This window comes from Actinomadura sp. SCN-SB (assembly GCF_043906805.1).
Classification (GTDB): domain Bacteria; phylum Actinomycetota; class Actinomycetes; order Streptosporangiales; family Streptosporangiaceae; genus Spirillospora.
Genome location: NZ_JBIMPP010000039.1, coordinates 46,829 through 72,745, shown reverse-complemented (window position 1 = coordinate 72,745; position 25,917 = coordinate 46,829). Strand labels below are relative to the sequence as shown.

27 protein-coding genes and 2 tRNA genes are annotated in these 25,917 nt (G+C 72.3%); 11 read left to right on the top strand and 18 right to left on the bottom strand.

The features are described from left to right. Positions 1–169: 169 nt before the first annotated feature. On the top strand, positions 170–1,003 hold the full coding sequence (locus ACGWYJ_RS23930) for a helix-turn-helix transcriptional regulator (RefSeq protein WP_395108548.1): 834 nt from the start codon (positions 170–172) through the stop codon (positions 1,001–1,003). Positions 1,004–1,076: 73 nt separating this feature from the next. Beyond that, a complete protein-coding gene (locus ACGWYJ_RS23925; RefSeq protein WP_395108546.1) occupies positions 1,077–2,093 on the top strand; it encodes a Gfo/Idh/MocA family oxidoreductase in 1,017 nt (338 codons plus the stop codon). On the opposite strand, the gene ACGWYJ_RS23920 is transcribed toward ACGWYJ_RS23925, so the two are convergent. The 7 genes from ACGWYJ_RS23920 to ACGWYJ_RS23890 form a co-directional block, all read right to left on the bottom strand. Then, positions 2,087–2,896, bottom strand: a complete 810-nt coding sequence (locus tag ACGWYJ_RS23920; RefSeq protein WP_395108545.1) for an endonuclease/exonuclease/phosphatase family protein — start codon at positions 2,894–2,896, stop codon at positions 2,087–2,089. The two genes, ACGWYJ_RS23925 and ACGWYJ_RS23920, sit on opposite strands and share 7 nt — an antisense overlap. A gap of 9 nt (positions 2,897–2,905) precedes the next feature. Beyond that, complete coding sequence (locus ACGWYJ_RS23915; protein ID WP_395108543.1) at positions 2,906–3,919, bottom strand: hypothetical protein; 1,014 nt, start codon at positions 3,917–3,919, stop codon at positions 2,906–2,908. A 204-nt stretch (positions 3,920–4,123) separates the two neighbouring features. Then, on the bottom strand, positions 4,124–4,570 hold the full coding sequence (locus ACGWYJ_RS23910) for an HNH endonuclease (protein ID WP_395108541.1): 447 nt from the start codon (positions 4,568–4,570) through the stop codon (positions 4,124–4,126). A gap of 654 nt (positions 4,571–5,224) precedes the next feature. Then, the gene (locus ACGWYJ_RS23905) at positions 5,225–6,199 is read right to left on the bottom strand and encodes a GNAT family N-acetyltransferase (protein ID WP_395108540.1); all 975 of its coding nucleotides are present in this window, start codon (positions 6,197–6,199) and stop codon (positions 5,225–5,227) included. 71 nt (positions 6,200–6,270) lie between these two features. Then, positions 6,271–7,248, bottom strand: coding sequence for a methylmalonyl Co-A mutase-associated GTPase MeaB (gene meaB / locus ACGWYJ_RS23900; RefSeq protein WP_395108538.1), 978 nt, complete (start codon positions 7,246–7,248; stop codon positions 6,271–6,273). Continuing rightward, entirely contained in the window at positions 7,245–9,458 is a 2,214-nt protein-coding gene (gene scpA / locus ACGWYJ_RS23895) for a methylmalonyl-CoA mutase (protein WP_395108537.1), read from the bottom strand. The genes meaB and scpA overlap by 4 nt, the downstream gene beginning before the upstream one ends. Further along, a complete protein-coding gene (locus ACGWYJ_RS23890) occupies positions 9,455–11,302 on the bottom strand; it encodes a methylmalonyl-CoA mutase family protein (protein WP_395108535.1) in 1,848 nt (615 codons plus the stop codon). Before ACGWYJ_RS23890 ends, scpA begins: the two co-directional genes overlap by 4 nt. A gap of 83 nt (positions 11,303–11,385) precedes the next feature. Here ACGWYJ_RS23890 and ACGWYJ_RS23885 point away from each other — a divergent pair, with 83 nt between their 5' ends. The 5 genes from ACGWYJ_RS23885 (at position 11,386) to ACGWYJ_RS23865 (ending at position 14,367) form a co-directional block, all read left to right on the top strand. Next, a complete protein-coding gene (locus ACGWYJ_RS23885; protein WP_395108534.1) occupies positions 11,386–11,991 on the top strand; it encodes an acyl-CoA dehydrogenase family protein in 606 nt (201 codons plus the stop codon). Positions 11,992–12,029: 38 nt separating this feature from the next. Then, positions 12,030–12,563 carry an acyl-CoA dehydrogenase family protein gene (locus ACGWYJ_RS23880; protein WP_395108532.1) on the top strand — a complete coding sequence of 178 codons (534 nt, stop codon included), beginning with the start codon at positions 12,030–12,032 and terminating at the stop codon, positions 12,561–12,563. 84 nt (positions 12,564–12,647) lie between these two features. Next, positions 12,648–12,857, top strand: a complete 210-nt coding sequence (locus ACGWYJ_RS23875; RefSeq protein WP_285693519.1) for an HGxxPAAW family protein — start codon at positions 12,648–12,650, stop codon at positions 12,855–12,857. A gap of 2 nt (positions 12,858–12,859) precedes the next feature. Beyond that, a complete protein-coding gene (locus ACGWYJ_RS23870) occupies positions 12,860–13,048 on the top strand; it encodes a hypothetical protein (RefSeq protein WP_285693517.1) in 189 nt (62 codons plus the stop codon). Positions 13,049–13,266: 218 nt separating this feature from the next. Then, positions 13,267–14,367, top strand: coding sequence for a glutamate--cysteine ligase (locus ACGWYJ_RS23865; RefSeq protein ID WP_395108530.1), 1,101 nt, complete (start codon positions 13,267–13,269; stop codon positions 14,365–14,367). Positions 14,368–14,383: 16 nt separating this feature from the next. Here ACGWYJ_RS23865 and ACGWYJ_RS23860 read toward each other — a convergent pair. From ACGWYJ_RS23860 to ACGWYJ_RS23825, 8 genes are all read right to left on the bottom strand, one after another. Further along, positions 14,384–14,457: transfer RNA gene (locus tag ACGWYJ_RS23860), tRNA-Thr, on the bottom strand. Positions 14,458–14,473: 16 nt separating this feature from the next. Then, positions 14,474–14,544, bottom strand: a tRNA-Gln gene (locus tag ACGWYJ_RS23855). A gap of 47 nt (positions 14,545–14,591) precedes the next feature. Beyond that, positions 14,592–15,053: a nuclear transport factor 2 family protein gene (locus ACGWYJ_RS23850; protein ID WP_395108529.1), complete on the bottom strand. Its 462-nt coding sequence runs from the start codon at positions 15,051–15,053 to the stop codon at positions 14,592–14,594. Beyond that, positions 15,050–15,976 (bottom strand): TIGR03619 family F420-dependent LLM class oxidoreductase, encoded by a 927-nt coding sequence (locus ACGWYJ_RS23845; protein WP_395108527.1) that lies wholly within the window; start codon positions 15,974–15,976, stop codon positions 15,050–15,052. Before ACGWYJ_RS23845 ends, ACGWYJ_RS23850 begins: the two co-directional genes overlap by 4 nt. 12 nt (positions 15,977–15,988) lie before the next feature. Next, positions 15,989–16,366, bottom strand: coding sequence for an ArsR/SmtB family transcription factor (locus ACGWYJ_RS23840; RefSeq protein WP_395108525.1), 378 nt, complete (start codon positions 16,364–16,366; stop codon positions 15,989–15,991). A 76-nt stretch (positions 16,367–16,442) separates the two neighbouring features. Beyond that, entirely contained in the window at positions 16,443–16,688 is a 246-nt protein-coding gene (locus tag ACGWYJ_RS23835) for a DUF3073 family protein (protein WP_395108524.1), read from the bottom strand. A 112-nt stretch (positions 16,689–16,800) separates the two neighbouring features. Then, a complete protein-coding gene (locus tag ACGWYJ_RS23830; protein WP_285693506.1) occupies positions 16,801–17,397 on the bottom strand; it encodes a sigma-70 family RNA polymerase sigma factor in 597 nt (198 codons plus the stop codon). 203 nt (positions 17,398–17,600) lie between these two features. Further along, on the bottom strand, positions 17,601–18,002 hold the full coding sequence (locus ACGWYJ_RS23825; protein ID WP_395108522.1) for a DUF2267 domain-containing protein: 402 nt from the start codon (positions 18,000–18,002) through the stop codon (positions 17,601–17,603). A gap of 223 nt (positions 18,003–18,225) precedes the next feature. Here ACGWYJ_RS23825 and ACGWYJ_RS23820 point away from each other — a divergent pair, with 223 nt between their 5' ends. From ACGWYJ_RS23820 to ACGWYJ_RS23810, 3 genes are all read left to right on the top strand, one after another. Further along, the gene (locus ACGWYJ_RS23820; RefSeq protein WP_395108521.1) at positions 18,226–19,515 is read left to right on the top strand and encodes an ArsB/NhaD family transporter; all 1,290 of its coding nucleotides are present in this window, start codon (positions 18,226–18,228) and stop codon (positions 19,513–19,515) included. A 68-nt stretch (positions 19,516–19,583) separates the two neighbouring features. After that, positions 19,584–20,477 (top strand): dioxygenase, encoded by an 894-nt coding sequence (locus ACGWYJ_RS23815; protein WP_395108520.1) that lies wholly within the window; start codon positions 19,584–19,586, stop codon positions 20,475–20,477. After that, the gene (locus ACGWYJ_RS23810) at positions 20,474–21,532 is read left to right on the top strand and encodes a maleylacetate reductase (protein WP_395108519.1); all 1,059 of its coding nucleotides are present in this window, start codon (positions 20,474–20,476) and stop codon (positions 21,530–21,532) included. Before ACGWYJ_RS23815 ends, ACGWYJ_RS23810 begins: the two co-directional genes overlap by 4 nt. Positions 21,533–21,550: 18 nt before the next feature. Here ACGWYJ_RS23810 and ACGWYJ_RS23805 read toward each other — a convergent pair whose 3' ends face one another. Together ACGWYJ_RS23805 and ACGWYJ_RS23800 are read right to left on the bottom strand one after the other, a co-directional pair. After that, positions 21,551–22,207, bottom strand: coding sequence for a GntR family transcriptional regulator (locus tag ACGWYJ_RS23805; protein ID WP_395108518.1), 657 nt, complete (start codon positions 22,205–22,207; stop codon positions 21,551–21,553). A gap of 219 nt (positions 22,208–22,426) precedes the next feature. Beyond that, the gene (locus tag ACGWYJ_RS23800; RefSeq protein ID WP_395108517.1) at positions 22,427–22,981 is read right to left on the bottom strand and encodes a DoxX family protein; all 555 of its coding nucleotides are present in this window, start codon (positions 22,979–22,981) and stop codon (positions 22,427–22,429) included. A 235-nt stretch (positions 22,982–23,216) separates the two neighbouring features. Here ACGWYJ_RS23800 and ACGWYJ_RS23795 point away from each other — a divergent pair, with 235 nt between their 5' ends. Next, on the top strand, positions 23,217–24,206 hold the full coding sequence (locus ACGWYJ_RS23795; protein ID WP_395108515.1) for a DUF3068 domain-containing protein: 990 nt from the start codon (positions 23,217–23,219) through the stop codon (positions 24,204–24,206). 51 nt (positions 24,207–24,257) lie between these two features. On the opposite strand, the gene ACGWYJ_RS23790 is transcribed toward ACGWYJ_RS23795, so the two are convergent. Further along, positions 24,258–25,694, bottom strand: coding sequence for an amidohydrolase family protein (locus tag ACGWYJ_RS23790; RefSeq protein WP_395108514.1), 1,437 nt, complete (start codon positions 25,692–25,694; stop codon positions 24,258–24,260). Positions 25,695–25,917: the final 223 nt, after the last annotated feature.

The following is a 25,917-nucleotide window of genomic DNA, read 5'->3' as shown; positions in this document are numbered from 1 at the left end:
TCCTCTCATCGTTCGGATTTACGCCGTTCGTCATGACCAATACAACTACCCCGCGTGCCCGGGATGGGTCACGGGACAAGCCCGCCTCGACCAAGGTTGGGCCAACCTGGGTCCAGCGGAACCACCCTCGAAGAACCGAGCAGGCCGCACGAGCGCGCATAATGAATTGGTGCAGCCGAATGAGGAACTGAGGGAGTTCTTGCGGAGCCGGCGTGCCCGGCTCGAACCACCGGAGCCGGTCGGCGTGCGGAGGGTTCCCGGATTGAGGCGCGAGGAGGTCGCGCGCCTGGCCGGAGTCAGCGTCGACTACTACAGCCGGCTGGAGCAGGGCCGCGCGCCGCATCCTTCCGCCGAGCTCCTCGACGCGGTCGCCCGTGCGCTGCGATTGGACGAGACCGAGCGCGCCTATCTGGTGCAGATCGCCACGCGGACGCGCCGATCCCGCAAGAAGCCGCCCCCTCGCGTGCAACGCGTCCGCCCGGGCGTCCGGCGGTTGCTGGAGACGCTTGGACCGCACGTTCCCGCATTCGTGTTCGGCCGGCGCATGGACGTACTGGCCATCAACCGCCTCGCGGCGGCGTTGCTGATCGACTTCGAGGCGCTGCCCCCGCGCGATCGCAACATGCTGCGTTTCACATTCCTGCACGAGCCGACTCGCGAGCTTTATACGGATTGGGAGAAGGTGGCCCGGGAGAACGTCCGTGTCCTGCGGCTGGACGCCGGCCGCCATCCCGATGATCCGCTACTGGCGGAACTCGTCGGTGAACTCGCCGTCAAAAGCGAGGAATTCCGTCGCTGGTGGGCCGAACATGACGTCGCCGAACGCAACCACGGAACCAAGCGCTATCACCACCCGCTGGTCGGTGACGTGACCGTCGATTACGAATGCCTGGCGCTTCCCGGCGACCCCGACCAGACCCTGTGCGTCTATACGGCCGAACCCGGCTCGCCGTCGGAGACCGCGCTGAGGCTTCTCGCCGGCTGGACCGGCCGGCCGGCCTGAAGGAATCCGGACAGGCGGGGCCCGGTGGCGCCGCCGTTTGGGTTCACCTGCCCGCGTAGGGAATGATCAAAGCATGGCGGCACGGGTGGCGCTTGTCGGGTTCGGCACCGGGGGTGCGGTCTTCCACGCGCCCCTGATCGCTTCCGTTCCGGGCCTGCGCCTTGAGGCGGTGGTCACCGGGAATCCCGAGCGGGCGGAGGCGGCCCGGGGGCGGTACCCCGGGACGCGGGTGCTCGACAGCGCCGACAGGCTCTGGGAGACCCCCGAGGACTACGACCTCGTGGTGATCACCGCGCCCAACCGGCATCACGTTCCGCTGGCGCGCACGGCGCTGACCTCGGGGCTGCCGGTCGTCCTGGACAAGCCGGTCGCGGCGTCCGCCGACGAGGCCCGGTCGCTGGCCGCGCTCGCCGCCGTGCGCGGGCTGCCGGTGATCCCGTTCCACAACCGGCGCTGGGACGGCGACTTCCGCACGGTGCGGCGTCTCGTCGAGGGCGGCGCGCTCGGGACGGTGCTGCGGTTCGAGTCGCGGTTCGAGCGCTGGCGGCCCGAGGTGCGGCCCGGGTGGAAGGAGAGCACGGACCCCCTCGACGCGGGCGGCATCCTGTTCGACCTCGGCACCCACCTGATCGACCAGGCCATCACGCTGTTCGGCCGCCCGCACCGGGTGTACGCGGAGATCGGCACGCGGCGGCCCGGGGCGGCCGTGCCGGACGATGTGTTCCTCGCCCTCACCCATGACGGGGACGTCCGCTCCCATCTGTGGATGAGCGCGACCGCCGCGCAGTTCGGGCCGCGTTTCCGGGTCCTCGGTTCCAGCGCCGCGTACACCGTGTCCGGGATGGACGTGCAGGAGCAGGCGCTGCGGGAGGGGCGGACGCCCAAGGACGCCGGGTGGGGACGGTTTCCGCCCGAGACGTACGGGCGCGTGGGCACGCCCACCGCCGGCCGTCCCGAACCCACCGAGCCCGGCGCGTACCAGGAGTTCTACGCGGCGGTCGCCCGCACGCTGCGCGGCGAGGCGCCTCCCCCGGTGGACCTCGCCGACGCCATCGCCGGGCTGGAGGTCATCGAGGCCGCGGCTCAGTAGCGGAGGTCGGCGAGCACCCCGTAATGGTCGGAGGGGACGACGCCGCCGACCGGCTCGGTGCCGAGCAGTGCACAGCGCACCGGATGGCCCGCGCCGCCCGGCCTCGGCCAGGCGGAGAAGATGTAGTCGATCCTGCGGTCGGGCCACAGGACCGGACGGGTCCAGGGGTTGTCCCGCGACCAGGTGGCGCCGGGCGTCCCGTCCCCGGCCACCTCCCAGGCGTCGTAGAACACCACGCCGGGCGCGGTGACCGCCGCGCGCCCGGTGTGCATGCGGATCTCGTCGCTGTCCGGGTCGGCGTTGAAGTCGCCGCCCACCACGACCGGCGCGTCCCTGTCCGCCTTCTCGCGTACGAAGGCGCCCAGGTCGCGTACCTGCTCCTGCCGCCGGTGGCTGTGGCCGAGCTTCCACCCGAGGACGGCGCCGATCGCCTGCACCGGCCCGCGCGGGCCCGACGCCCGGGCGAACAGCGTCAACCCCTGGTCCCCGGCCTGGCGTCCCGGGGCGCCGAGGTCCCTGTGCTCGATCCCGGTCAGCGGCCAGCGCGACAGGATCGCGATCCCGGACTCGGGCGACCCGGCGAACGCGTGGTGCGGCAGATCCAGCGCGCCGCCCAGCGACTCCGGTGCGTCCCCCCACGCCTCCACGAGCACCGCGAGGTCGGGGGCGGCCGCGGTGAGCACCTCGACGATGCCGCGTTCACGCTCCCGCCACGGCCCGTGCCGCCCCCACACGTTCCAGGACGCGAAGCGCAGGGTCGTCCCGATCAGCGGCCCGTAGGGTTCCTCGATGTCATAGGCCATCGCCCGGCGTCACAGCACGGACACGTGGACGTGGTCGAAGTGGTTCTGGGTGATGGAGCCACGGTCCTCCATGGCCCGCCAGCCGCCGCTGGTGCGCGTGTCCCAGATGCGCTGCTTCCAGATGACGTACTTGATCCCGAACCGGGACGCGTTGTCGATCACGTACTGGGCGACGGCGTCGCCGTGCGCCTGCGCGGACGCGCTGGGCATCTTGCCGCCGGTGCTCTCCATGAAGTCGCACGCCTGGCCGGAGCCGTGGTCCTGCGGGTCGCCGGGACGCATGCATCCGATGGCGGGGAACGGGCCGAACCTGCCGTCGACGGCCTGGAGCACGGTGCGCATCCGGGCCGTCATCGAGTTGCCGGTGATGGGCGACTTGGTGCCGCTGACCCCGTCGGGGCTCCCGGCGGAGCCGCCCCCGGACGAGGGGACCTCGGGACGCAGCTTGGCCAGCTGCTTGCGCACCCGGTCCCGCTGGCTCTCCAGGTCCTCGACCTCCTTGCGCACCCGGTCGACCTTGGCGCGGGCGTCCTTCTGCGACTTCGCGGCCTGCGCGGCCAGCTTCCCCAGGTTCTGGATGCGGCGCCCGTTGTTGCGGGACAGGTGCTCCAGGAACGCCGCGTCCCGTACCGCCGCGCGCGGATCGTCCGCCGAGATCATCATGGTGGTGTCGATCCGGCCGGTCATGTACGTGGAGGCGGCGATCCGCCCGGCGTCGGCGCGGACCGCCTCGAACTCGCGGTTGAGCCGCTCGGCGTCGGCGCCGGCGCGCTTGGCGGCGCGCTTCGCCTCCTCGAAGGTGATCAGCTCGCCGCGGTACTCCTTGGCCAGCTTCGCGGCGCGCTTCTCCAGCTGCGCCAGCTGCTTGGCGGGGTCGGGCGCCGCCCGCACGCCTGCCGCGCCGCCCGATGACGGCGACAGCAGCACCGAGCAGGCCGCCAGGACGGCGACCGCCACGCCGCGCCGGACCGTCCGCGCACGCAGCGGGCTCCGTTTCGTGCCATCAGGGTCCAGGGCCGCCACTGCTCTCTCCTCAGAATCATCCAGAAGATTGGCGGCACGCTATCACAGGGGTCAATTAGGTCTCAGATCCTCCCCCCAACACATAGCGTTACAGAGACACTACCGGACGGCGGTCCTATCGCACGCGAAGGGGCCGGATCGCCCCCGTCGATCCGGCCCCGTATGAATCCACGCGACCCCCGCCCGCGCCAGATCACACGCAGATCACGCCGACCTCGGCACGAGTTCGTCCCAGCGGGGGACGCGCAGGCGCGCGCGCAGCACCATCCCGGCCTCGCTCGGCGTCCGGTTCCCCTTGCGGTTGTTGCACCGGCCGCACGCCAGCACGGTGTTCTCCCAGGTGTCGCCGCCGCCGCGGGACTGGGGCAGTACGTGGTCGATGGTGTGGCCGCGCTTGCCGCAGTAGCCGCACAGGCCACGATCACGCAGGTAGACGCCGCGCTTGCTCCAGGGCGGCCGCCGCCCGTGCCGCCACCGCATGGCCACGTACCGGATGAGCCTCAGCACCCGCGGTACGGGAAAGGGCCCGATCGTCCGGCCCTCCTCCGCCTCTTCCACGACGGCCACCTCACGCACCAGCATGCGGATGGCGTGCCGCAGGTCCACGTTCTGAAGCGGCTCATAGGACGCGTTCAGCACGAGCACATTCACCGGTCACCTCCTCACCCGCCTGCGCTCCACCCCACCACCGGCGATCCGCATTAACAACACGCGCACCACCATTGAACGGCACGGGAATGGTCCGCCAATTCCGTCCCCCCGACCTTTTCCAGGGGCCCCCTCAGAGTGCCGATCTCCACAACGAACAGCAACGCATTTTCCCCCGCCCCCACCCCCAACACAGCCCCGAACCCCCGGACAGCCCAAACCAAGCCACCACCCACACCACCATCAAACACCCGGCAACAACCTCACCCCGCCACCCAACCCCGAACGGCGCCCAAGCGCCGCGATCGCGACCGAAGGCAGGGACGAGCGCCAGCGAGACCCTGATCGCGAAGCGAGCCCCCTAGGGCGAGTCGAAGCGATCCAGCGATCGCACGCGATGCCGGAGAAGGAGGGCGCCCAGCGCCCGACGCCGCAGGCACCGCCAATAAACACACTCGCACCCACCCCAACCCCCAACCCCAACCCCGAACGGCGCCCAAGCGCCGCGATCGCGACCGAAGGCAGGGACGAGCGCCAGCGAGACCCTGATCGCGAAGCGAGCCCCCTAGGGCGAGTCGAAGCGATGCAGCGATCGCCGCAAGCACGACAAGCGACGAGCCGCCAGGCGAGGAGCGCAGCTCGTGCTTGCCAAGAAAATCAGAACATCCCTAGGTACTCGCGGGACTCTTGGAGGCGGCGGTAGCCCAGTTCCTCGTTGACGGCCATCATGTGGCTGTTGTCGCCGTCGATGTCGGTTTCGATCTCGCGGACTTCGGGGCGTTCGCCGGCGAGCCATTGGAGCATGGCGGCCTTCACCCAGATGCCGAGGCGGCGGCCGCGGTGTTCGGGGACGACGGCGGTGTCGTATTGGGCGGCGCGGCGGGGTGCGTCGGCGGGGACGACGACCTCGGTGAAGCCGGCCACGGCGGGGCCGTGGACGGCGGCGACGGTGTAGAGGTCGTCGCCGCGTTTGGCGACCATCCCGGCCATTTCGCGGACGCGGCGCGCGTTCCATGGGAGGCCCTCGTATTCGGCGAGGTCGGCCATGGCGTGTTTGGCGTGGGCGAGGGCGTCGGCGTATTCGTCGGGGACGGCGCCGCGCCAGCGCACGAGGCGGTAGGTGCCGCCGGGGCCGGGGGGCGGGGCGGAGGGGCCGGCGTTGACGAGGGTTTCGACGCGGCCGGGCGGGAGGTCGTCGAGGCGCAGCAGCATGCCGTTGAGGGTGAGGACGCAGGAGAAGCCGAGCGACTCCAGGAAGGGGACGGCGGGGGTGCCGGCCAGGACTTGGGCGATGACGCTGGTGCGGCCGTCGGCGCGGAGCCCTTCGGCGGCGACGGCCATGAGGCGGGTGCCGATGCCGCGCCTGCGGTGGGCGGGGTGGACGCGGATGTCGATCTCGGCGGGGCGGTCGGCGCCCGGGCCGCCGGGCAGCCGCAGCACGGCGACGGCGATGGTCTCCCCGTTCTCGTCGGCCGTCCAGAGGCGCTGGTCGCCGGAGCGCAGGAACGCCGCGGTGTCGGCGGCGTCCGGGGGCGGGTCGCCGGCGGGGTCGGCCGCGTGTACGGCGGTGAGCACCGCCTGCCACCGGGCGATCCGCTCCTCGGTCGGATCATCGAGCGGGATGATGTCCATTCGCCTTTTGTACAGGACGCGGGCGTCCCGCGACCGTCAAACGGTGCCGCGCCGACCTGCAGCGCGGCACGTCAGCGGCCGAAGGCGGCGAGGATCCGCTCGGCCGCCTGGGTGGGTGTGAGGGTGCCGTCGGCGACCCGTGCCTCCAGGGATGGGGCGAGTTCGCGCACGGCGGGGTGCTCGCGCAGTTCGGTCAGGAGGCGGTCGCGGACCATCGCCCATGTCCACCCGATCCGTTGGTTGCGCCTGCGCGTTTCGAGTTCCCCGGTGGCGGCGAGCCGGTCCTGGTGTTGGACGATGTGCCGCCACACTTCGTCGAGGCGGACGTTGTCGCGGGCGCTACAGGTGAGCACGGGGATGACGTGGGCGCGTTCGTCGCCGCGCAGGAGGCGGAGGGCGCCGGAGAGTTCCCGGGCGGCCTTCTCGGCTTCCTGTGCGTGGGGTCCGTCGGCCTTGTTGACGGCGATCACGTCGGCGAGTTCCAGGACGCCCTTCTTGATGCCCTGGAGCTGGTCGCCGGTGCGGGCGAGGGTGAGGACGAGGAAGGAGTCGACCATTTCGGAGACCGCCGTCTCCGACTGGCCGACGCCGACGGTCTCGACCAGGACCACGTCGTATCCGGCGGCCTCCATGACGACCATCGCCTCCCGGGTGGCCTTGGCGACGCCGCCGAGGGTGCCGGCCGTGGGGGACGGGCGGATGAAGGCGTTGGGGTCGGCGGCCAGGCGGTGCATCCGTGTCTTGTCGCCGAGGATGCTGCCGCCGGTGCGGGTGGACGAGGGGTCCACGGCGAGCACGGCGACCTTGTGCCCTTCGGCGGTGAGGTTGGTGCCGAGGGCGTCGATGAACGTCGATTTGCCCACGCCGGGCACGCCGGTGATGCCGACGCGCCGGGCGTTGCCGGTGTGCGGGGTCAGCTCGGCCAGCATGGCCTGCGCGAGTTCGCGGTGGTCGGCGCGGGTGGACTCCACCAGGGTGATGGCCCGCGCGATCCAGGCCCGCGACGCCTCCCGCACCCCTTTGACATAGTCGTCCAGGCCGGGTTTCACGGGCCGTCGTGTCCGAGCCGGGCGGCGAGGTCGTCGAGGAGCGCGAGGGCGGCCTCGGCGAGGACGGTGCCGGGACCGAAGATCGCGGAGGCTCCGGCGGCGCGCAGTTCGGCGAAGTCCTGCGGCGGGATGACGCCGCCGACCACGATCATGACGTCGTCGCGTCCCAGGGCGGCGAGTTCCTCGCGGAGGGCGGGCACCAGGGTGAGGTGCCCGGCGGCCAGCGAGTTGACGCCGACGATGTGCACGTCGGCCTCGACCGCCTGCCGGGCGACCTCGGCGGGGGTCTGGAACAGCGGGCCGACGTCCACGTCGAAGCCGAGGTCGGCGAAGCCGGTCGCGATCACCTTCTGGCCGCGGTCGTGCCCGTCCTGGCCCATCTTGGCGACGAGGATGCGGGGGCGCCGTCCTTCGGCCGCCTCGAACGCCGCGGTGGCGGCGCGGGCCTTCTCGATGAGCGACACCTGGCCTGCTTCCTCCCGGTACACGCCCGTGATGGTACGGATCTGCGCGGCGTGCCGCCCGTACGCGCGTTCCAGCGCGCCGGAGATCTCGCCCACGGTGGCCTTGGCGCGGGCGGCGTCCACGGACAGCGTGAGCAGGTTGTGCTCCAGGCCGGCGGGCCGGGTGCCGGCCTCGGCGGCCTCGGCGGCGCGGGTGAGGGCGTCCAGGGCGGCGCGGACCGCGGTCTCGTCGCGTTCCTCGCGCAGCCGCCGCAGCTTCTCGATCTGCTGCGCGCGGACGGCGGCGTTGTCGACCTTGAGGACGTCGATGCTCTCGTCGGTGTCGGGGCGGTACTTGTTGACGCCGATGACGGGCTGCCGCCCGGAGTCGATCCGCGCCTGGGTGCGGGCGGCGGCCTCCTCGATGCGGAGTTTGGGCAGTCCCTCGTCGATGGCCTTGGCCATGCCGCCCGCCTGTTCGACCTCGGTGATGTGGCCCCAGGCGCGGCGGGCCAGGTCGTAGGTGAGGCGTTCGACGTACGCGCTGCCGCCCCAGGGGTCGATCGGCCGGGTCGTCCCGGATTCCTGCTGGAGCAGGAGCTGGGTGTTGCGGGCGATGCGGGCGGAGAAGTCGGTGGGCAGGGCCAGGGCCTCGTCGAGCGCGTTGGTGTGGAGCGACTGGGTGTGGCCCTGCGTGGCGGCCATGGCCTCGATGCAGGTGCGGACCACGTTGTTGTAGACGTCCTGCGCGGTGAGGGACCAGCCGGAGGTCTGGGAGTGGGTGCGCAGCGACAGCGACTTGGGGTTGCGCGGCTCGAAGCCCTTGACGAGCTTGGCCCACAGCAGCCGGGCCGCGCGGAGCTTGGCGACCTCCATGAAGAAGTTCATGCCGATCGCCCAGAAGAACGACAGGCGGGGCGCGAACGCGTCGATGTCCAGGCCCGCCTCGCGCCCGGCCCGGATGTACTCGACGCCGTCGGCGAGGGTGTACGCCAGCTCCAGGTCGGCGGTGGCCCCCGCCTCCTGGATGTGGTAGCCGGAGATCGAGATGGAGTTGTACTTCGGCATCCGCCGGGAGGTGTAGGCGAAGATGTCGGAGATGATCCGCATCGACGGTCCGGGCGGGTAGATGTAGGTGTTGCGGACCATGAACTCCTTGAGGATGTCGTTCTGGATGGTCCCGCCGAGCTTCTCGGGCGGCACCCCCTGCTCCTCGGCCGCGGCGATGTAGAGCGCCAGGACGGGCAGCACCGCGCCGTTCATGGTCATCGACACGGTCATCCGGTCGAGGGGGATCCCGTCGAACAGCTGCCGCATGTCGTAGATCGAGTCGATGGCGACCCCGGCCATGCCGACGTCCCCGGCGACCCTGGGGTGGTCGGAATCGTAGCCGCGGTGGGTGGCCAGGTCGAAGGCGATCGACAGGCCCTTCTGCCCGGCCGCGAGGTTGCGCCGGTAGAAGGCGTTGGACTCCTCGGCCGTGGAGAAACCCGCGTACTGCCGGATCGTCCAGGGCTGGGTCGTGTACATCGCGGGGTAGGGGCCGCGCAGGTACGGGGCGATGCCCGGGAGGGTGTCGAGGAAGTCCAGGCCGGTCAGGTCGTCGCCGGTGTAGAGGGGGCGGACGGCTATGCCTTCGGGGGTGTCCCAGGTCTGGGTGTCGGGGTCGCGGCCGGTGGCCTCGGCGACCGCGGCGCGCCACCGTTTGGCGGCCTCGTCGGCGGGCTCCGCCGCGCCGAGCCCGATCCCGGAGAAGTCGGGGATCATCGCTTCACTCCTAGATCGTCGAGGGTGGTCTCCAGCACCGCGACCGCGTCACAGCCCGCGTGAACGCGGGAGTCCACGCCCTCGTAGGTCCCTTTACCCGCGAGCCACACCTTCATCGCGCCCGCCTGCCTGAGCGTGCGGGCGGCGTCCGCCGCCTGCTCCTCGTACAGGGCGTCGCTGGAGCACAGGCAGGCGATGGTCGTTCCCGAGCCGGCGAATCCCTCGGGCGGGCCGTCGACGGTCTCGATCCCCCCGGCCTGGAAGAGGTTGGCGGCGAAGGAGGAGCGGGCGGTGTGGGCGGCGATCGGCCCGAGCGTGGCCAGGTACACCTTGGGACGGGATCCGGTCGCCTTCGCGTGCGCGTCGGAACGGTCGCGCAGGGCCTCGAAGTCCTGCGCGTACCGGATGACGGGGAGCCCGCCGCCCGTCCCGGCGCCGGGTCGCGGCGCGGGTTCGCGTTCGGGAAGCGTCTCGGCCAGGTTCGGGTACTCGCTGACGCCCGTGAGGGGCGCCTGACGACGGGCCAGGTCGGCGCGGCGGCGTTCCCAGGTCGCGGCGATCCGTTCCGCGACGAGGCCGGATTCGAGCGCGGCGGCCAGTCCGCCGGCCTGCTCGATCTCGGTGAACCGGTCCCAGGCGGCCCGTGCCGTCTCCTCGGTGAGCCGTTCGGCGTACCAGGAGCCTCCGGCCGGGTCCACGACCCGCGCCAGGCTGGACTCCTCCAGCAGCAGCGTCTGGGTGTTGCGGGCGATCCGGCGGGCGAGGTCGTCGGGCAGCCCGAGCCGGGCGTCGAACGGCTGGACGGTGACGGCGTCCGCGCCGCCCACCCCGGCGGCGAAGGCGGCCACGGTGGTGCGCAGGATGTTCACCCACGGGTCGCGGCGGGTCATCATCGCCGAGGAGGTCACCGCGTGCAGCCGCGCGGTGCGGTCTCCCTGGCCGCCGGGCCCGCAGACCTCGGCGACCCGCGCCCACAGGCGGCGGGCGGCGCGCAGCTTGGCGATGGAGGGGAACTGCCCGGCGTTGACGGCCAGGCGGAACTCGATCTGCCCGAACGCCTCGTCCACGCTCAGCCCGGCCGCGGTGAGGGCCCGCAGGTAGGCGACCCCTGCCGCGACGGCCGCGCCCAGCTCTTCGGCGTCCCCGCCGCCCGCGTCGTGGTACGGGGTCGCGTCCACGGTGATCGCGCGCAGCCCGGGGAACTCCCGTGCGCAGCGGACGGCCAGCGCCGCCGCCTCGTCCATGGCCCGCTCGTCCAGGGGGCCGCCGGTGCGCGCCTGGAGGCCGAGCGGGTCGGCGCCGAGGTTGCCGAGGGCGCGCTGAGCGTGCCCGCGTTCGGTGATCAGGGCGAGCAGGGACTCGGCGGCCTCCCCTGTGTGCGGTCCCGCGTCGAGGACGACCGGCGCGAGGTCGAGGTACACGCCGCGCAGCACCTCGGTCAGCGCCGCGACGGGGACGCCCGTCTCTCCCAGGTGCAGCCACAGGGAGGTGGCCCCGTTCTCCAGGTCGGCGTGGATCGCCTCGCGGGTGACGGCCGGGTCGGGGTGGGCGTGGCGCTGCCGCACGTCCCATCCCGCGAGGCCCTCACTCTCGGGACGCACCTGGCGCAGGTAGGGCGCCAGCCCCGGCCGTCCGGGAACGGCGTCGTCCCGCGTGTAGAGGGGCGCCACCGGAACGCCGTCGTAGGAGTCGCGGGACAGCAGCCGCTCGATCTCCTCCAGCGGCGTGTCGTCGCTCGCCGCGCCCGACTTGCGCAGCACCCCCCGCACCATCTCGCGCCACCGGTCACGGTCGGCCGGAGGGAAATCGGCGGCCAGTTCGAGTTCATCAGGCGGCACCGTCATGCCCTGGATGGTAAGCGAGCGTGTACCGGCGCCCCGCGACCGGGTGGCCGGTTACCGGCGAGGACGCCGGGAACAGGGAGCGCATGACTCTCGACGTGCCTCCCGGTGACCTCTACCGGATCCAGGATCTGCTCGGCGAACGGGAGCGGGAGATCCTGGGGGAGGTCAGGGAGTTCCTGGAGGCGCGCGTCCGGCCGATCGCCAACGACTGCTGGGCGCGCGCCGAGTTCCCCTTCCACCTGATCCCGGAGTTCGGCGGGCTCGGCATCGCCGGGATGGCCTATGACGAGTGCCCGGGCGAGACGCCCAGCAGCATGCTCAACGGGTTCCTGGCGCTGGAGATCTCCCGCGTGGACCCGTCCATGGGCACCTTCTACGGCGTGCGCGCCGGGCTGGCGATGGGCAGCATCGCCGCCTGCGGGTCGGCGGAGCAGCGGGAGCGCTGGCTGCCGCCGATGGGACGGATGGAGAAGATCGGCGCGTTCGCGCTCACCGAGCCCGGCGGCGGCTCGGACGTGGCGCTGGGCCTGCGCACCACCGCCCGGCGCGAGGGCGACGAGTGGGTGATCGACGGGGCCAAGCGCTGGATCGGCAACGGCACCTTCGCCGACCTGCTGGTGGTCTGGGCCCGGGACGTGGCCGACGACTCGGTCAAGGGCTTCGTGCTGCGCGGCGACACCCCCTGCTGACCGCCACCAAGATCGAGAACAAGATCGCGCTGCGGACCGTGCAGAACGCGGACCTGATCCTCGACGGCTGCCGGGTCCCCGAGGCCGACCGCCTGCCCGGGGCCCGGTCCTTCCGCGACACCGCCGCGATCCTGCGCCGCACCCGCAGCGGCGTGGCCTGGCAGGCGGTCGGCGTGATGCTCGCCGCCTACGAGATCGCCCGCGGCTACGCCGTCGGGCGCGAGCAGTTCGGCCGCCCCATCGCCAAGTTCCAGATGGTGCAGGACCTGCTGGTCAGGATGCTCGGCAACGCCACCGCCTGCCTGGGCATGGTGGCGCGGCTGGCCCAGTTGCAGGACGCCGGGCAGTACCGGGACGAGCACTCCGCGCTGGCCAAGGCGTACTGCGCCACCCGCATGCGCGAGACCGTCGGCTGGGGCCGCGAGCTGATGGCCGGCAACGGCATCCTCCTCGACTACGACATCGGCCGCTTCGTGGCCGACGCCGAGGCGATCTACTCCTACGAGGGCACCCGGGAGATCAACACCCTGATCGTCGGCCGTGCCGCCACCGGCGTGGGCGCGTTCGTCTGACCCCGGGTCGGCGCGGCCGGAAGGGCTTGCTAAGGTTCGGCATGCAGGGCCCGAGCCGTTTGAGCAAGCATTAAGGACCAACGCATGTCGACTGGCAGCCACGCGGGCCGGCCCAAGTCCTGGGCGGCCGTGGCCGTGATCTTCGTCGGTTTCACCGTGGGCGGCGTCGCGCTGTGCCTGGGCCCCAACTGGCCGATGTTCTGGGGAGGCGCGGCGGTCGTCGTGCTCGGCGCGGTGATCTCCTGGGCCGTCGACATCATGAGCGACGTCATCGTCGACGAGCCCCGCGCCTAGCGATGGGCCTGTTCGACCGTCCTCCGCTGGAGGAGCGGATCGCCGCCCGCCAGCGCGAGCGGGGGCCGCTGAAGCCGGGCCGGTACTTCGAGCACGCCCCGGCACGGGCGCTGTTCGCCTTCGGCGTCGCGGTCGTGGTGATCTCGCACGCGGTCGCGCTGTCGCTGTACTTCTTCGGCCACGGCCGCTGAGCGGGACCGCGGTCCACGTCGTGCCGTGAACTCCCCGGCGCTACGCACGCGCGGGTAAAACTGCTCTTCCCCTCCGGCTAGGGATCTTCCGGGCTTTCCGGGAGTGCGCATCGTCCCGTCGCCACGTACCGTCGAGAGGCGGGCCCCGGCCCGGCGCGCGGCGGGCGGTCCTCCGCCCGGCACGGCCGTCCGCGGCATCCCGAGCTCGAGGTGGTGGGATGGCCCTCAGATTCGGAGTCGAGGAAGAGTACTTCGTCGTCGATCCCGTCTCCCGGACGGTCGTCCCCCGTTCGGCCGCCGTGGTCGAGCGGGCCGCGCCCGCGCTGGGCGAGCGGGTCTCGACCGAGCTGATCGCGTTCCTGGCCGAGGCCAAGACCTCGCCGTGCGACGACCTGGACAAGCTGGACGAGCAGATCCGCGGGATGAGGGCGGCGATGGCCTCGGCCGCCGCGGGGGCAGGGCTGGCGCTGGCCGCGACCGGCAGCCCGGTGCTGGGCGACCTGCTCCCGGCGCCGATCTCCGCGGGCGCGCGGTACGCCGAGAGCCTGGCCACCTACCGCGCGCTGGACGACGAGCAGTGCATCTGCTCCGCCCACGTCCATGTCGAGATGCCCGACCCGGAGCGCGCGGTGCAGGTCAGCAACCATCTGCGGCCGTGGCTTCCGACGCTGCTCGCGCTGGCCGCCAACTCCCCGTACTGGGCGGGCCGCGACACCGGCCACGCCTGCTGGCGGGTGCTGGCGTGGGCGCGCTGGCCGGTCGCCGGTCCCCCGCCCTACTTCGCGTCGTTCGCGCACTACGAGGAGCTGGTCGGGACGCTGCTGGGCTGCGGCGCGCTGATGGACACCGGAACGATCTTCTGGGACGTGCGGCCGTCCGCCAGGCTGCCCACCATCGAGGTCAGGCTGGGCGACGTGGCGCTGACCGCGGAGGAGTCGGTGCTGTTCGCCGCGCTCACCAGGGCGCTGGTGCAGGTGTCGCTGGCGGCGGTGGAGGCCGGGGAGGACGCGCCCCGCCCGGCGCAGGAGATGCTGCGCGCCTGTTACTGGCTGGCCGCGCGCCACGGCCTGTCCGGCTCGGGGATGGACGTGCACACCGGCCGTCCCGTCAGCTTCCGGGACCTGGCCTGGGACCTGCTCGCGCACGTCCGGCCCGCGCTGGTGGACGCGGGCGATCTCGACCGGGCCGTCGCCGGGCTGCGCGCCCTGCTGGACGGCGGGACGGGCGCGGACCGGCAGCGCGCCGCCTACCGGCGCAGGGAACGGCTCACCGACGTGGTCGACGCCGCCCTGCTCTCCGCCCGCCCGGACGCCCGCTGACGGCTAGGCATGGGAGAGCCTCCGGCCGGAATCGAACCGGCGGCCTACCGCTTACGAGGCGGTCGCTCTTACCGACTGAGCTACGGAGGCTTGGGTCCTCGACGGGCTGAGGAACCAGGATTCGAACCTGGATCGCCGCGTCCAGAGCGCGGTGTGCTGCCGTTACACCATTCCCCATCGGCTTCCACCACTGTGCCCGCGGGGTGTTCAGAGGGGCAACGGAATTATCGGCCGAGGCCGGAGGCGTCCACCGGGGTCACCCGGGTCCACAGGTAGGTGACCGTGCGGCGGTCGATCAGCCAGTCGCCGTCGTCCCGGACGTAGCGGTCCAGGTAGCGGACCAGCATCTCCATGGTAGAAGGGACGCCCTCGTCGGCGAACACGTGGTGCGCCAGGCAGTAGGTGTCCCCGGCCGCCCGGTCGCCGTCCAGGGTGACGCGGTGGTTGCCCACCAGGTGGAAGGTCTTCTGGTAGTTGGTCTCCAGGGCGGAGATCAGCCTGGGAAGGGCGGCGGCGCCCTCGTAGCGGCTGCCGGTGCCATCGTTGCGGCGCACCTCCAGGAGCGCGCCGGGGGTGAAGAGGGACGCGAGCAGATCGGCGTCTCTGGCGTCGACCGCGGCGGCGTAGGACTCGACCAGGTCGCGCAGGGCGAGGCGGTCCGCGACCGTCGCGGGGTCGGGGATCACCACAGGCGTGCCCAGCGGCGGCCCAGCTCCGTCACCCAGGACGGCGCCTCCTTGGCCTCGGAGACGAACGCGCCGAGCGGGAGCAGGATCTCGGTCGCCCCCGCTTCCAGGAGGGCTCCGGCGCCGTCCAGGGTGCGGTCGAGGTCGGCGGTCCCGTTGTGCCGGACGACCGGCGGCGAGTGGCGGACGCGGAGCGGGCGGTCCGGGTCGCCGGCCTCGGCGAGCGCCTCGCGCAGGCGGGCGGTCCCGGCGGCCACGCCCTCGGCCGGCTCGCCCATGATCGGAATCCAGCCGTCGCCCAGGTCGACGACCCGGCGCACGTTGCGCTTGGTCAGCGGCCCGCCGAACAGGATCGGGGGGCCGCCGGGACGGGTCGGCTGAGGGTCGCACCAGATCCCCTCGAAGCTGATCGTCTCCGAGGCGAACGTGGTGGCGCCCGGCGTCCACAGGGCGCGGCAGGCCGCCACGGTGTCGTCCAGGAGCCGGGCCCGCCGGTCGAAGTCGAGCCCCATCGTCTCGTACTCCTCGGGCTGCCAGCCGGTGCCGACGCCCAGCTCCAGCCGGCCGCCGGACAGCACGTCCAGGGTGGCCGCCGTCTTGGCCAGCAGCGGCGCCCGGCGGAGCGCGGCGATCAGGACGCCGGTGGAGATCCGCACCCTGCGGGTCGCTCCGGCGATCACCGCGAGCGTCGTCAGGGGTTCGAGCCACGGGTCGCCGTAGGAGAACCGGAACGGCCCGAACGGGTAGCGGTCGAACCGCTCCCCCATCACGACATGGTCGGTCGCCACCAGCGTGTCGATCCCGGCCTCGTCGGCGGCGCGGGCCAGGTCCAGGATCTGGGCGTGCTCGCCCGGCCCGTACACCTGGCGCGCCACCGGCAGGCCGAGCGCGAGCCGCGGCACGTCGTCCCCGTCAGCGGTCATGCCCCGGATTGTTCACATATTGTGTGAAATATTCAATGATTTCTCGGCGGGCCGCCGTTCCAGCGGCTCGGCCCGGAGCTGGGCCAGCAGCAGCCCCTGGTCGGCCAGCAGCTCGGTCAGGATCCTCCGGGCCGCCCCCATCAGCTCCGACACGTCCCCGCCGGCCAGGGCGTAGGTGACCGTCGCGCCCTCGCGCCTGGCCTCCACCAGCCCGGCCCGCCGCAGCACCGCGAGCTGCTGGGACAGGTTGGACGGCTCCACCTCGATCGCGGCCAGCAGGTCGCGGACCGGCCTGGGCCCCTCGCGCAGCAGCTCGAGGACCCGCACGCGCACCGGATGGCCGAGCGTCTTGAACAGCTCGGCCTTCGCCTGATGCAGGGGAACCGGCACGCTCAGCCCCCGCTCCGTCGTCCGTGCCCGGGACGGGGCCGGCGCGGCGATCGCGGCGGCGGAGCGGCGCGCCCGTTCACGCGCCGGATTCCTCGTCGCGGTCGCGGCCGGCGCGGTCCGCCGGGACGTACTCGGCCTCGTACCGCTCGTCCCCGTACCGGTCCTCGCCCTCGTCGTCCCGCGAGACGTCCTCCACCGGGTCACCGGGAGTGGAGTCGACCCCGAGCTCCCGGCGCAGCCTGTCCAGGTCGGTGTGCCCGCCCGCGTACTTCAGCTTGCGCGCCACCTTTGTCTGCTTGGCCTTCGCTCGCCCGCGCCCCATGGACAGACCTCCTCGTTCTAGGGCAGCCCTAAGCGCCGCCCGGCTTCATGCTGAGCACGTTGCAATCTTAGCCAATTGAAAAATTCTTCAAAATCCACGCGCGCCGGTGGCGTCAGGACCGCCCGGCGGAGGCGGTGGAGATGCCCTGCTCGCGGGCGTACTCCTCCAGCTCCTCACGGAGCCGGCGGCGGCCGCGGTGCAGCCGCGACATCACCGTCCCGATCGGGACGCCCATGATGTCGGCGATCTCCTTGTAGGCGAAGCCCTCCACGTCGGCGAGGTAGACCGCGAGCCGGAAGTCCTCCGGCAGGTCCGCCAGCGCCCGCTTGACCTGGGTGTCGGGCAGGCGCTCCAGGGCGGCGGTCTCGGCGGACTTCAGCCCTCCGGGGGTGTGCGAGGCGGCCTCGGCGAGCTGCCAGTCCTCGACGGCGTCGGTGGCCGCCTGGGTGGGACGCCGCTGCCGCTTGCGGTACTCGTTGATGAAGGTGTTCGTCAGGATCCGGTACAGCCAGGCCCTGATGTTGGTGCCCTCCTCGAACCTGTCGAAGGAGTCGAACGCCCTGGCGTAGGTGTCCTGGACGAGATCCTCGGCGTCCGCGGGCCTGCGGGTCATCCGCAGCGCGGCGGCGTACATCTGGTCCAGGTAGGGCACGGCCTCGCGCTCGAATCGGATCCTGCGGCGCTCCGTGCCCGGATCGGTCATGGTCATCAGGGGCTCCGCTCCAGCGTCCGCGTGCGGGGGCGGCGGAGGTCGTGCGCGACCGCGTCCATGACGTCCCCCTCCGAGTCTGTTCCGGAATGGACCGTATGCCCGGCATTTCCGGCGTTTAACGATCAGCGGGTCCGGGCACGCCCGCCCTGGCCGGCGCGGCGTGTCGCCGGCCGACCGGGAGGGCGCCGTACGGCGGCCGGTCAGTCGGTGGACCCGGCCGCCACCAGCTGCCTGATGTCGGGCGACAGGCTGCTGTAGATCTTGTCCATGATCCCGCCCTCGGTCGCCTCGTCGGTGACCTCCAGGACGGCGCGGGCCAGGAAGGCGGCCTTGGGCTCGTCGGCGCCCGAGCGGGACGAGACCCGCTCGATGAAGTCGTGCCGGTCGAACCGCTCGCCGCTGCCGCGGCCCCCGTAGATCTCGGTGCGCCGCAGGTGCTCCCCGATCTCGACCGGGAGCTGCGCGGCGAGGTTGTCGGCGAGCCCCTCGGGGATGCGCTCCCCGAGCGTCTCCAGCGTGGCGCGGCACGCCCTCTCGGCGTCGCCCCGGCTGGGGAGGCGGGCGCGGTTCTGGACCTGTCCGATGAAGTCGTCGTGCTGCATGTGGGTCGTCCCCCCTTGCTCTCAATCCAGGCTCTTTCGGCCCCTGCCCGATAGGCGGCGGGCCTAACACCCGTGTCGCGCCAGGTGAGACGGGGCCTGAAGATCGCCAGGCCGAACCCCGGTGTGCCGGGAGGCCGCCGGAGACCGCTAGGGTGAGCCCCGGTGTGCCGGGAAGCCTGGTCGGCGATGTCGTGATCGTTCGAACCGACCGGGAGGCCGCCTCGTGGGTGCCGTCGCCGCCATCGTGATCTTCGTGGCCGCCTATGTCCTGATCGCCACCGAGCGGATCGACCGGACGAAGGTGGCGCTCGGCGGCGCGGCGCTGATGCTGCTCCTGCACGTCACCGACGCGGAGAAGGCGTTCTTCTCCGAGGAGACCGGGGTCGACTGGAACGTCGTCTTCCTGCTGCTGGGCATGATGGTGATCGTCTCGGTGCTGCGGCGGACCGGCGTGTTCGAGTACCTGGCGATCTGGGCGGCCAAGCGCGCCCGCGGCCGCCCGTACCGGCTCATGGTGATGCTGGTGCTGATCACGGCGGTGGCCTCGGCGCTGCTGGACAACGTCACCACGGTGCTGCTGGTCGCGCCGGTCACGTTCCTGGTCTGCGAGCGCCTGGCACTGGACGTGGTGCCGTACCTGATCGCCGAGGTGCTGGCGTCCAACATCGGCGGGGCCGCGACCCTGGTCGGCGACCCGCCCAACATCATCATCGCCAGCCGCGCCGGCCTGTCGTTCAACGACTTCCTGGTGCACATGGCCCCGCTGATCATTCTGCTGATGGCCGTGTTCTGCCTGCTGTGCCGGTGGATGTTCCGCGGCGCCTTCCGGTACGACGAGGCCAGGGTGGCGGAGGTGATGGCGCTGGAGGAGCGGGAGGCCATCACCGACCGGAGGCTGCTGATCCAGGGACTGGCCGTGCTCGCCCTCGTGGTGGCGGCGTTCGTGCTGCACCCCGTGCTGCACTACGAGCCGTCGGTCGTCGCGCTGCTGGGCGCGGGGCTGCTGATCGCGGCGACCAAGGTGACCACCGAGCAGGCCCTGGCCGAGGTGGAGTGGCCCACGCTGGTGTTCTTCGCGGGACTGTTCGTGATGGTCGGCGGGCTGGTGGCGACCGGCGTCATCGGCGAGGTCTCGCAGGCCGCCGCGCGGGCCACCGAGGGGCGTCTGGACCTGGCCGCCATGCTGCTGCTGTGGGGCTCCGCGGGTCTGTCGGCGATCGTGGACAACATCCCCTACGTCGCCACGATGAGCCCCATCGTGGCCGACCTCGTCCACTCCGCGGGCTCCTCGGGGGGCGACCCCACGGTGCTCTGGTGGGCGCTGGCGTTCGGCGCCGACCTGGGCGGCAACGCCACCGCGATCGGCGCCTCGGCCAACGTGGTCGTCCTGGGCATCGCCGCGCGCAACGGCACCCCCATCGGCTTCTGGACGTTCACCCGCTACGGCCTGGTGGTCACGGTCATCACGATCGCGCTCACCACGCCGTACCTGTGGTTGCGCTACCTCCTCTGATCGGGAGGGCCGCCCCCGCTGGCCACGCGCCGCGTCCTGGATCAGGATGAGGAGGGGCAGGAGGGCACATGGACTTCATCGAAGGGACCGCGACCGAGGCGGTGGCGCAGAGCTTCGCGGGCACCGCCGATCCGCGGCTGCGCCGCGTCCTGGGGTCGCTGGTGGAGCACCTGCACGGCTTCGTGCGGGACGTGGAGCCGACGATCGAGGAGTGGGAGGCCGCGATCGGCTTCCTCACGGCCGTGGGGCACATGAGCGACGACCAGCGGCAGGAGTTCATCCTGCTGTCGGACGTGCTGGGCGTCTCGATGCTCGTCGAGACGATCGAGGCGCGGAAGAGCGCGGCGCCCGCCCACCGCAGGGAGTGGGACGCGACGCCCTCGACCGTGCTGGGCCCCTTCCACGTGATCGCGTCACCCGAACGCGAGCACGGCGACCAGATCTTCCCGGCCGGGGGCAAGCGTCCCTGCGTGGTGAGGGGCCGCGTGCTGGGGCCGGACGGCACGCCCGTCGCCGGGGCCAAGGTGGACGTGTGGCAGTGCGACGAGAACGGCTACTACGACGTCCAGCTTCCCGAGGTGCCCAACGGCACGGGGCGCGGGCTGTTCACCGCGGACGCCGAAGGCCGGTTCTGGTTCCGCTCCGTCGTCCCGTCGCACTACCCCATCCCGACCGACGGGCCGGTGGGACGGCTGCTCAAGGCGTCCGGCCGCCATCCCTACCGTCCGGCGCACATCCACTTCATCCTGGAGGCGCCGGGGTTCGTCCCGCTGACCACGCACCTGTTCGTCGCCGACAGCGAGTACATCGACTCCGACGCGGTGTTCGCGGTGAACTCCAGCCTCATCACCGAGTTCGCGCGGGTGGACGACCCGTCCTCGGCCGCCGGCGTGGGGTTGCCGTCCCCGTACTGGAGCGCCGAGGCCGACTTCGTCCTCCGTCCCGCGCCGGAGCCCGCATGACGCGGGAGTTCGCCTACCAGGCGCTGCCGGTGAGGGTGGCGTTCGGGCCGGGGCGGTCCCGCGAGGTGGCCGCCGAACTGGACGCGCTCGGGCTGCGCCGCGTCCTGGTGCTGAGCACGCCCGGCCACAAGGACGTGGCGGGCGAGGTCTCCCGTGCGCTGGGCGGCCGTTCGGCGGGCCTGCACGCCGAGGCGGCGCAGCACGTCCCCGTGGACCTCGCGCGTGCCGCGGTGGCGGTGGCGCGCGAACGCGGCGCGGACGGGTGCGTGGCGGTCGGCGGCGGGTCCACCATCGGCCTGGCCAAGGCGATCGCGCTGGAGACGGGCCTGCCGATCGTCGCGGTGCCCACCACGTACGCGGGCTCGGAGATGACACCCGTCTGGGGGCTGACCGAGGACGGGCGCAAGCGCACCGGCCGTGACCCCCGCGTCCTGCCGCGCGCGGTCGTCTACGACCCGGACCTCACCTCCGGCCTGCCGGTGCCGCTGTCGGTGACCAGCGGCATGAACGCGATGGCGCACGCGGTGGAGGCCCTGTACGCGCCCGACACCAGCCCGATCGTCGAGCTGATGGCCACCGAGTGCGTCCGGGCGATGGCCGGGGCGCTGCCGCGCGTGGCCGCCCGGCCGTCCGATCCGGAGGCGCGCTCGGACGCCCTGTACGCCGCGTGGCTCGGCGGCTCCTGCCTCGGCGCGACGACGATGGGCCTGCACCACCGGCTGTGCCACGCGCTCGGCGGCACGTTCGGACTGCCGCACGCGGACACGCACTCGATCATGCTGCCGTACGTGCTGGCGTTCAACGCCGCCGCGGCGCCGGAGGCGGTGCGGTCCCTCGGCGCCGCGCTGGGCACCGCGGGGCCCGCGGGGGCGCTGCGGGAGATCGGGCTGCTCGCCGGAGGCCCGCGGTCGCTGGGCGACCTCGGCCTCGTCCCGGACGACCTCGACGCCGTCGCCGCGCAGGTGGCCGAGACGCCGTATGCCAACCTTCGGCCGGCCGGGCGCGCCGAGATCCGGGCGCTGCTGGACGACGCGTGGAGCGGCGCCCCGCTCTGACCGGCCCGCTCCCGGCCCTCAGGACGGCCGCTCCTCGGGGATGGGGTCGAACATGCCGCGCTCGCGGAACCGCTCCACCACCAGGTCGCCCAGCCGGCGCATCATGGTGGCGTACTCCTTCTCGGCCAGTTCGCCGTAGTCGCGCTGGATCGCGGTCACGATGGCGGCGGTGCCCTCCCGCGCCACCTCGGCGGCGCCGGGCACCATCTCGAAGAAGTTGCCGGGCACGATGTCGCTCATCTGCCGCAGCAGGGACCCCAGCCGGGGCGAGCCGGCCGCGTCGATGACCGTCTTGTGGAACTCCAGGGTGAGCCGGTGCAGCTCGGCCGGGTCCCGCTCGGTGGACAGCCGCTTCTGGATCGGCGCGAGCCGCTCCGCCACCGCCGCGCCCCGCCGCTCCACGGCACGCCGCACGCCGAAGCCGTAGAACATGCCGTACAGCTCGTACTGGTCGCGGACCGACAGCTCGTCGAGGGCGTTCACGAAGGCGCCGCGATGCGGGACGATCGTGACCCAGCCCTCCCGCTCCAGCGCGATCAGCGCCTCCCTGACCGGGATCCTGGAGACGCCCAGCGCCTCGGCCACCGCGTCCTGCGGCACCCGCTGCCCCTGCCGGAGCACGCCGTCGAAGACCAGCCTGCGGACGTAGAGGCGCACCTGCTCGCCACTGCTCATCCTGGAAAGGTTCTCACCCGGGAGCGGCACGTTCTGCGGAGCGCCGGGCAGGGAGCCGGGCCGGGCGGATCGCTCACGTTGCGAGATCGCTGTCACTTCCTCAGCTCACACGGGCACCGAGTGCTGCGGAACTCGCTAGATAAGATATCAGGATCACCCCCGGCGACCTTTCCAACCTGCGGAAAGACCGGATCCGGTAACCCGCCTGTCACCCTCCGGTCACGCCTGTTCGGTGGCCTCTCCGGTGGCCTCGCCCTCCCCGGCGCCGCCCGCCTTGACGCTCCCGGGACGCCAGCACGCGGCCAGCAGCAGCGCCGCTCCCCCGCCGCCCAGCACCACCGCGGTCAGCAGGCCCCAGGCCCCGTCGAGCTCCACCCCGGCCAGCTCGTCCAGGGAGATCCGGCCCGGCCCGAGCGCGGCCAGCGCGGCCGACACCACGATGATCATCAGAACGTACTCGTAGCCCTCGCCGGGCCGGAAGATGAAGAAGCCGTTGCGCAGGTGGTTGGCCACCAGCGCGACCGCCATGGTGCCGATCACCGCCGCCGCGGCCAGCGCGTTCAGCAGCCCGAGCAGGAGCAGCGCCCCCGCGCCCAGCTCGGTCACGGTGGCGACCGCGGCGTGCACGCGGCCCGGCCTGATCCCGATCGACTCGAACCAGCGCGCCGTCCCGGGCAGCCTCCCGCCGCCGAAGGCGTGGTTCCAGCCGTGCGCGATCATCGTCACCCCGAGCACGGCCCGGATCAGCACCGCGGCCAGGTCTGTCTCGATCATTCGGCCCTCTCCCGTCGCAGCCGCCCCGGACTCGCGCCCTCCGCCCCGGGGGCTGGCCGCCTGCGGCCACGGGTGCGACAGGGCACGCGGGTTATGGCGGAGATCACATGTTGCTTGTATAACAGATACAATCTGGCCGCCTCCGCAGGGGGCGGCCTCTCTGCCGATAGCCGGCAACCGGGCCGGGACCGCGGCATCCCCCCGCGCGGCCGCATCCGGGACCAAGGAGGCTACAGTGCGCTCTTTCATCGGTCTAGCACTCGTCGGGCTCGGCGTCTTCGCTATGGCCGTCGCCGGTTTCACGCGCTTCTACATCGCACCGCAGTTGGTGGCGGCGCCCCCGGACTACTACAAGGTCACCCGCTTGGAGGCGGCCAACGCGACCTACTTCGACCCCGGTAGCGTCACCACCCGCAGGGGCGCCACGCTCACCGCCACCAGCACGATCCGCGGCGACGCCGCCGCCTCCAAGCGGGCCCCGGACGACATCGTGGTCTGGGACGCCACCGCCGTGATCCAGGACGTGGCCAACAATGTCGACCTCAGCCTCTACCGGCAGCGGATCGCGTTCGACCGCAGGACGGGGCAGCTGAGCCGCTGCTGCGGCGTGCACGTCGACAACGACCGGAACGTCGCCATGGCGGGGCTCGGGCTGTTCTGGCCCCTGGACATCGAGCCCAAGGACTACCAGTACTTCGACACCTCGACCAAGCGCCCCTGGACGATGAAGTACAGCGGCACCGAGAACGTCGAGGGCGTGAAGACCTACAAGTTCGTGCAGACCATCCCGGCCACCAGGGTGCCCAGCCCCACGGACTCGGTGCCGGCGAGCCTGCTGGGCAGGTCCGGCACCGCCTCGGTCCCGGCGGACCGGTACCACCAGGCCACGGTCACCTACTGGATCGACGCCCGCAACGGGATCCCCGTCGACCAGCAGCAGCAGGTGCACGTGACGATGCGGCCCCGCGACGGCGGCCCCGGCGAGCTCCTGCTGCTCGACATGACGATGCGGCTCACGCCGAAGGACAAGGCGGAGCTGGTCGACTACGCCAACGGCAAGGCCACCGAGATCCTCCTGGTCGAGACGATCGCCCCGGTGGCGCTGCTGGCCGTCGGGGCGGTCCTGGTGGTCTCCGGGCTGCTGCTCGGCGGTGCCAGGCAGCCCCGGCACCGGCGCGGCGCCAGCGGAAGCGGAACCCAGCGCACCGTCCCCGCGGCCGGCTGACCCGTCCCTCGGGGGCGCCACACGGTGGCGCCCCCGAGGGGGACACCTCGCTCAGGCTCCGCCGCGCGTGGCGTCGCTGCGGTAGTCGGTGTAGGTGTACGGGTTGTCCAGGACCTTGGCCTCGGGGATGTCGGGGTTCATCCCCTTGTTCCACTCGTCCTCGCCCAGTTCGGAGCGCAGGTACTCGACCGTGCGCTCGACCTCGGCGCGGACGGCTCCGAGGTCGACGCCCAGCAGGCGGTGGTCGTGCTTGACCACGCGGCCGTTGACGATGACGGTGTGCACGTCGCCGCGCTGGGCCTGGAACACGACGTGGCCGTAGGGGTTGAGGAGCGGGAACGACACCGGCGAGGCGTCGTTCTTGATCAGGACCAGGTCGGCCTTCTTGCCGGGCTCCAGGCTGCCCAGGTCGTCCCGTCCCAGGGTGCGCGCGCCGCCGCGGGTGGCCCAGTCGACGACGTGCTCGGCGCGCAGGCTGCTGTGGGTGACGGTGTCCTTCTTGGAGTGCGCCTCCATGTGCTCGCGGGAGCGGTCGGCGCCCAGCGTGGTGCGCATCGCGGAGAACAGGTCGCCGCTCCACCACACGCTGGTGTCCATCGACAGCGACACCGGGATGTCGTGCGCGCGGATCGCCCAGGTGGGCGGGTAGCCCTGGCCGGCGCTCTGCTCGCTCTCGGTGGACACCGAGATGGACCCGCCGGTGGCGGCGATCTTGTGGTAGCTGTCGATCGACAGCGAGGCCGCGTGCACGTAGATCGTCTCGGGGGTCATGAACCCGTTGTCGAACATCAGCGCGATGCTGTCGTCGCTGGTGGCGCCCCACACGCCCGCGTGGGTGGTGACCGGGACGCCCAGGTCGCGGGCGACCTCGAAGGCGGGCTTCTCGGGGAAGGACGGGTCCCCGGTGACGTCGAAGGCCATCTGGAAGCCCAGCATGTCGCCGCCGATGAGCCGGCCGGCGAAGTCGCGGAACTCCTTGGTGCCGCTCCACTCGGCGGGCGGCTGCTGGATGTTGCCGTAGGCCAGCACGTACCGTCCGGGCACCGAGCGCAGCGCGTCCACGGCGGCCTCGGCGTGGTCGAGCGTCTGCAGGCCGTGCGACCAGTCGACGACCGTGGTGACGCCCGCGTCGAGGGCCTCGATGGCGGCGAGCACGTTGCCGGCGTGGATGTCCTCGGGACGGAACTTCTTGCCGTGCTCCAGGTAGTACCAGACGAAGTACTGGGTGAGGGTCCAGTCGGCGCCGTAGCCGCGCATGGCGGTCTGCCACATGTGCCGGTGGGTGTCGATCATGCCCGGCAGCACGATGCCGCCGGTGGCGTCGATCTCCACGGTGCCGTCCGGGACCTCCAGGTTCGGGCCGACGGCCGCGACGGTCTCGCCGTCCACCAGGACATCGGCCCCGGACAGGACCTCGCGCCCCTCGGTCATGGGCAGCACGGTCCCGCCGCGCAGGACCACCGGCCGGCCGGCCTCGAACTCGCTCATCGTGGACCCTCCTCGTCAGATCCTCGAGATGTGACCGCCGGGAGCAGGGGCGGACCACTGTCCGCTACACGGTCGAACAGGTTAAACGTCACTCTCGCGACCGGTAGCTGAACTGTCAACCGTCCGGCGCGGACCGAATTGGACGCGAACACCGCCACGGCGCACGTCATGATCGGGTTGACGTCGCGGGCCGCTGACGTGCCACAATCTGATTACGGACGAT

Excerpts from the sequence above, each read along its gene's own strand:
- ACGWYJ_RS23885 (WP_395108534.1), top strand. The coding sequence starts at position 11,386 with ATGACTCTCGACGTGCCTCCCGGTGACCTCTACCGGATCCAGGATCTG.
- ACGWYJ_RS23920 (WP_395108545.1), bottom strand. The coding sequence starts at position 2,896 with ATGGCCTATGACATCGAGGAACCCTACGGGCCGCTGATCGGGACGACC.
- ACGWYJ_RS23815 (WP_395108520.1), top strand. The coding sequence starts at position 19,584 with ATGGACTTCATCGAAGGGACCGCGACCGAGGCGGTGGCGCAGAGCTTC.
- ACGWYJ_RS23825 (WP_395108522.1), bottom strand. The coding sequence starts at position 18,002 with ATGCAGCACGACGACTTCATCGGACAGGTCCAGAACCGCGCCCGCCTC.
- ACGWYJ_RS23810 (WP_395108519.1), top strand. The coding sequence starts at position 20,474 with ATGACGCGGGAGTTCGCCTACCAGGCGCTGCCGGTGAGGGTGGCGTTC.
- ACGWYJ_RS23845 (WP_395108527.1), bottom strand. The coding sequence starts at position 15,976 with ATGACCGCTGACGGGGACGACGTGCCGCGGCTCGCGCTCGGCCTGCCG.
- ACGWYJ_RS23800 (WP_395108517.1), bottom strand. The coding sequence starts at position 22,981 with ATGATCGAGACAGACCTGGCCGCGGTGCTGATCCGGGCCGTGCTCGGG.
- ACGWYJ_RS23805 (WP_395108518.1), bottom strand. The coding sequence starts at position 22,207 with ATGAGCAGTGGCGAGCAGGTGCGCCTCTACGTCCGCAGGCTGGTCTTC.
- ACGWYJ_RS23925 (WP_395108546.1), top strand. The coding sequence starts at position 1,077 with ATGGCGGCACGGGTGGCGCTTGTCGGGTTCGGCACCGGGGGTGCGGTC.
- scpA (WP_395108537.1), bottom strand. The coding sequence starts at position 9,458 with ATGATCCCCGACTTCTCCGGGATCGGGCTCGGCGCGGCGGAGCCCGCC.
- ACGWYJ_RS23890 (WP_395108535.1), bottom strand. The coding sequence starts at position 11,302 with ATGACGGTGCCGCCTGATGAACTCGAACTGGCCGCCGATTTCCCTCCG.
- ACGWYJ_RS23835 (WP_395108524.1), bottom strand. The coding sequence starts at position 16,688 with ATGGGGCGCGGGCGAGCGAAGGCCAAGCAGACAAAGGTGGCGCGCAAG.
- ACGWYJ_RS23905 (WP_395108540.1), bottom strand. The coding sequence starts at position 6,199 with ATGGACATCATCCCGCTCGATGATCCGACCGAGGAGCGGATCGCCCGG.
- ACGWYJ_RS23875 (WP_285693519.1), top strand. The coding sequence starts at position 12,648 with ATGTCGACTGGCAGCCACGCGGGCCGGCCCAAGTCCTGGGCGGCCGTG.
- ACGWYJ_RS23870 (WP_285693517.1), top strand. The coding sequence starts at position 12,860 with ATGGGCCTGTTCGACCGTCCTCCGCTGGAGGAGCGGATCGCCGCCCGC.
- ACGWYJ_RS23865 (WP_395108530.1), top strand. The coding sequence starts at position 13,267 with ATGGCCCTCAGATTCGGAGTCGAGGAAGAGTACTTCGTCGTCGATCCC.
- ACGWYJ_RS23790 (WP_395108514.1), bottom strand. The coding sequence starts at position 25,694 with ATGAGCGAGTTCGAGGCCGGCCGGCCGGTGGTCCTGCGCGGCGGGACC.
- ACGWYJ_RS23830 (WP_285693506.1), bottom strand. The coding sequence starts at position 17,397 with ATGACCATGACCGATCCGGGCACGGAGCGCCGCAGGATCCGATTCGAG.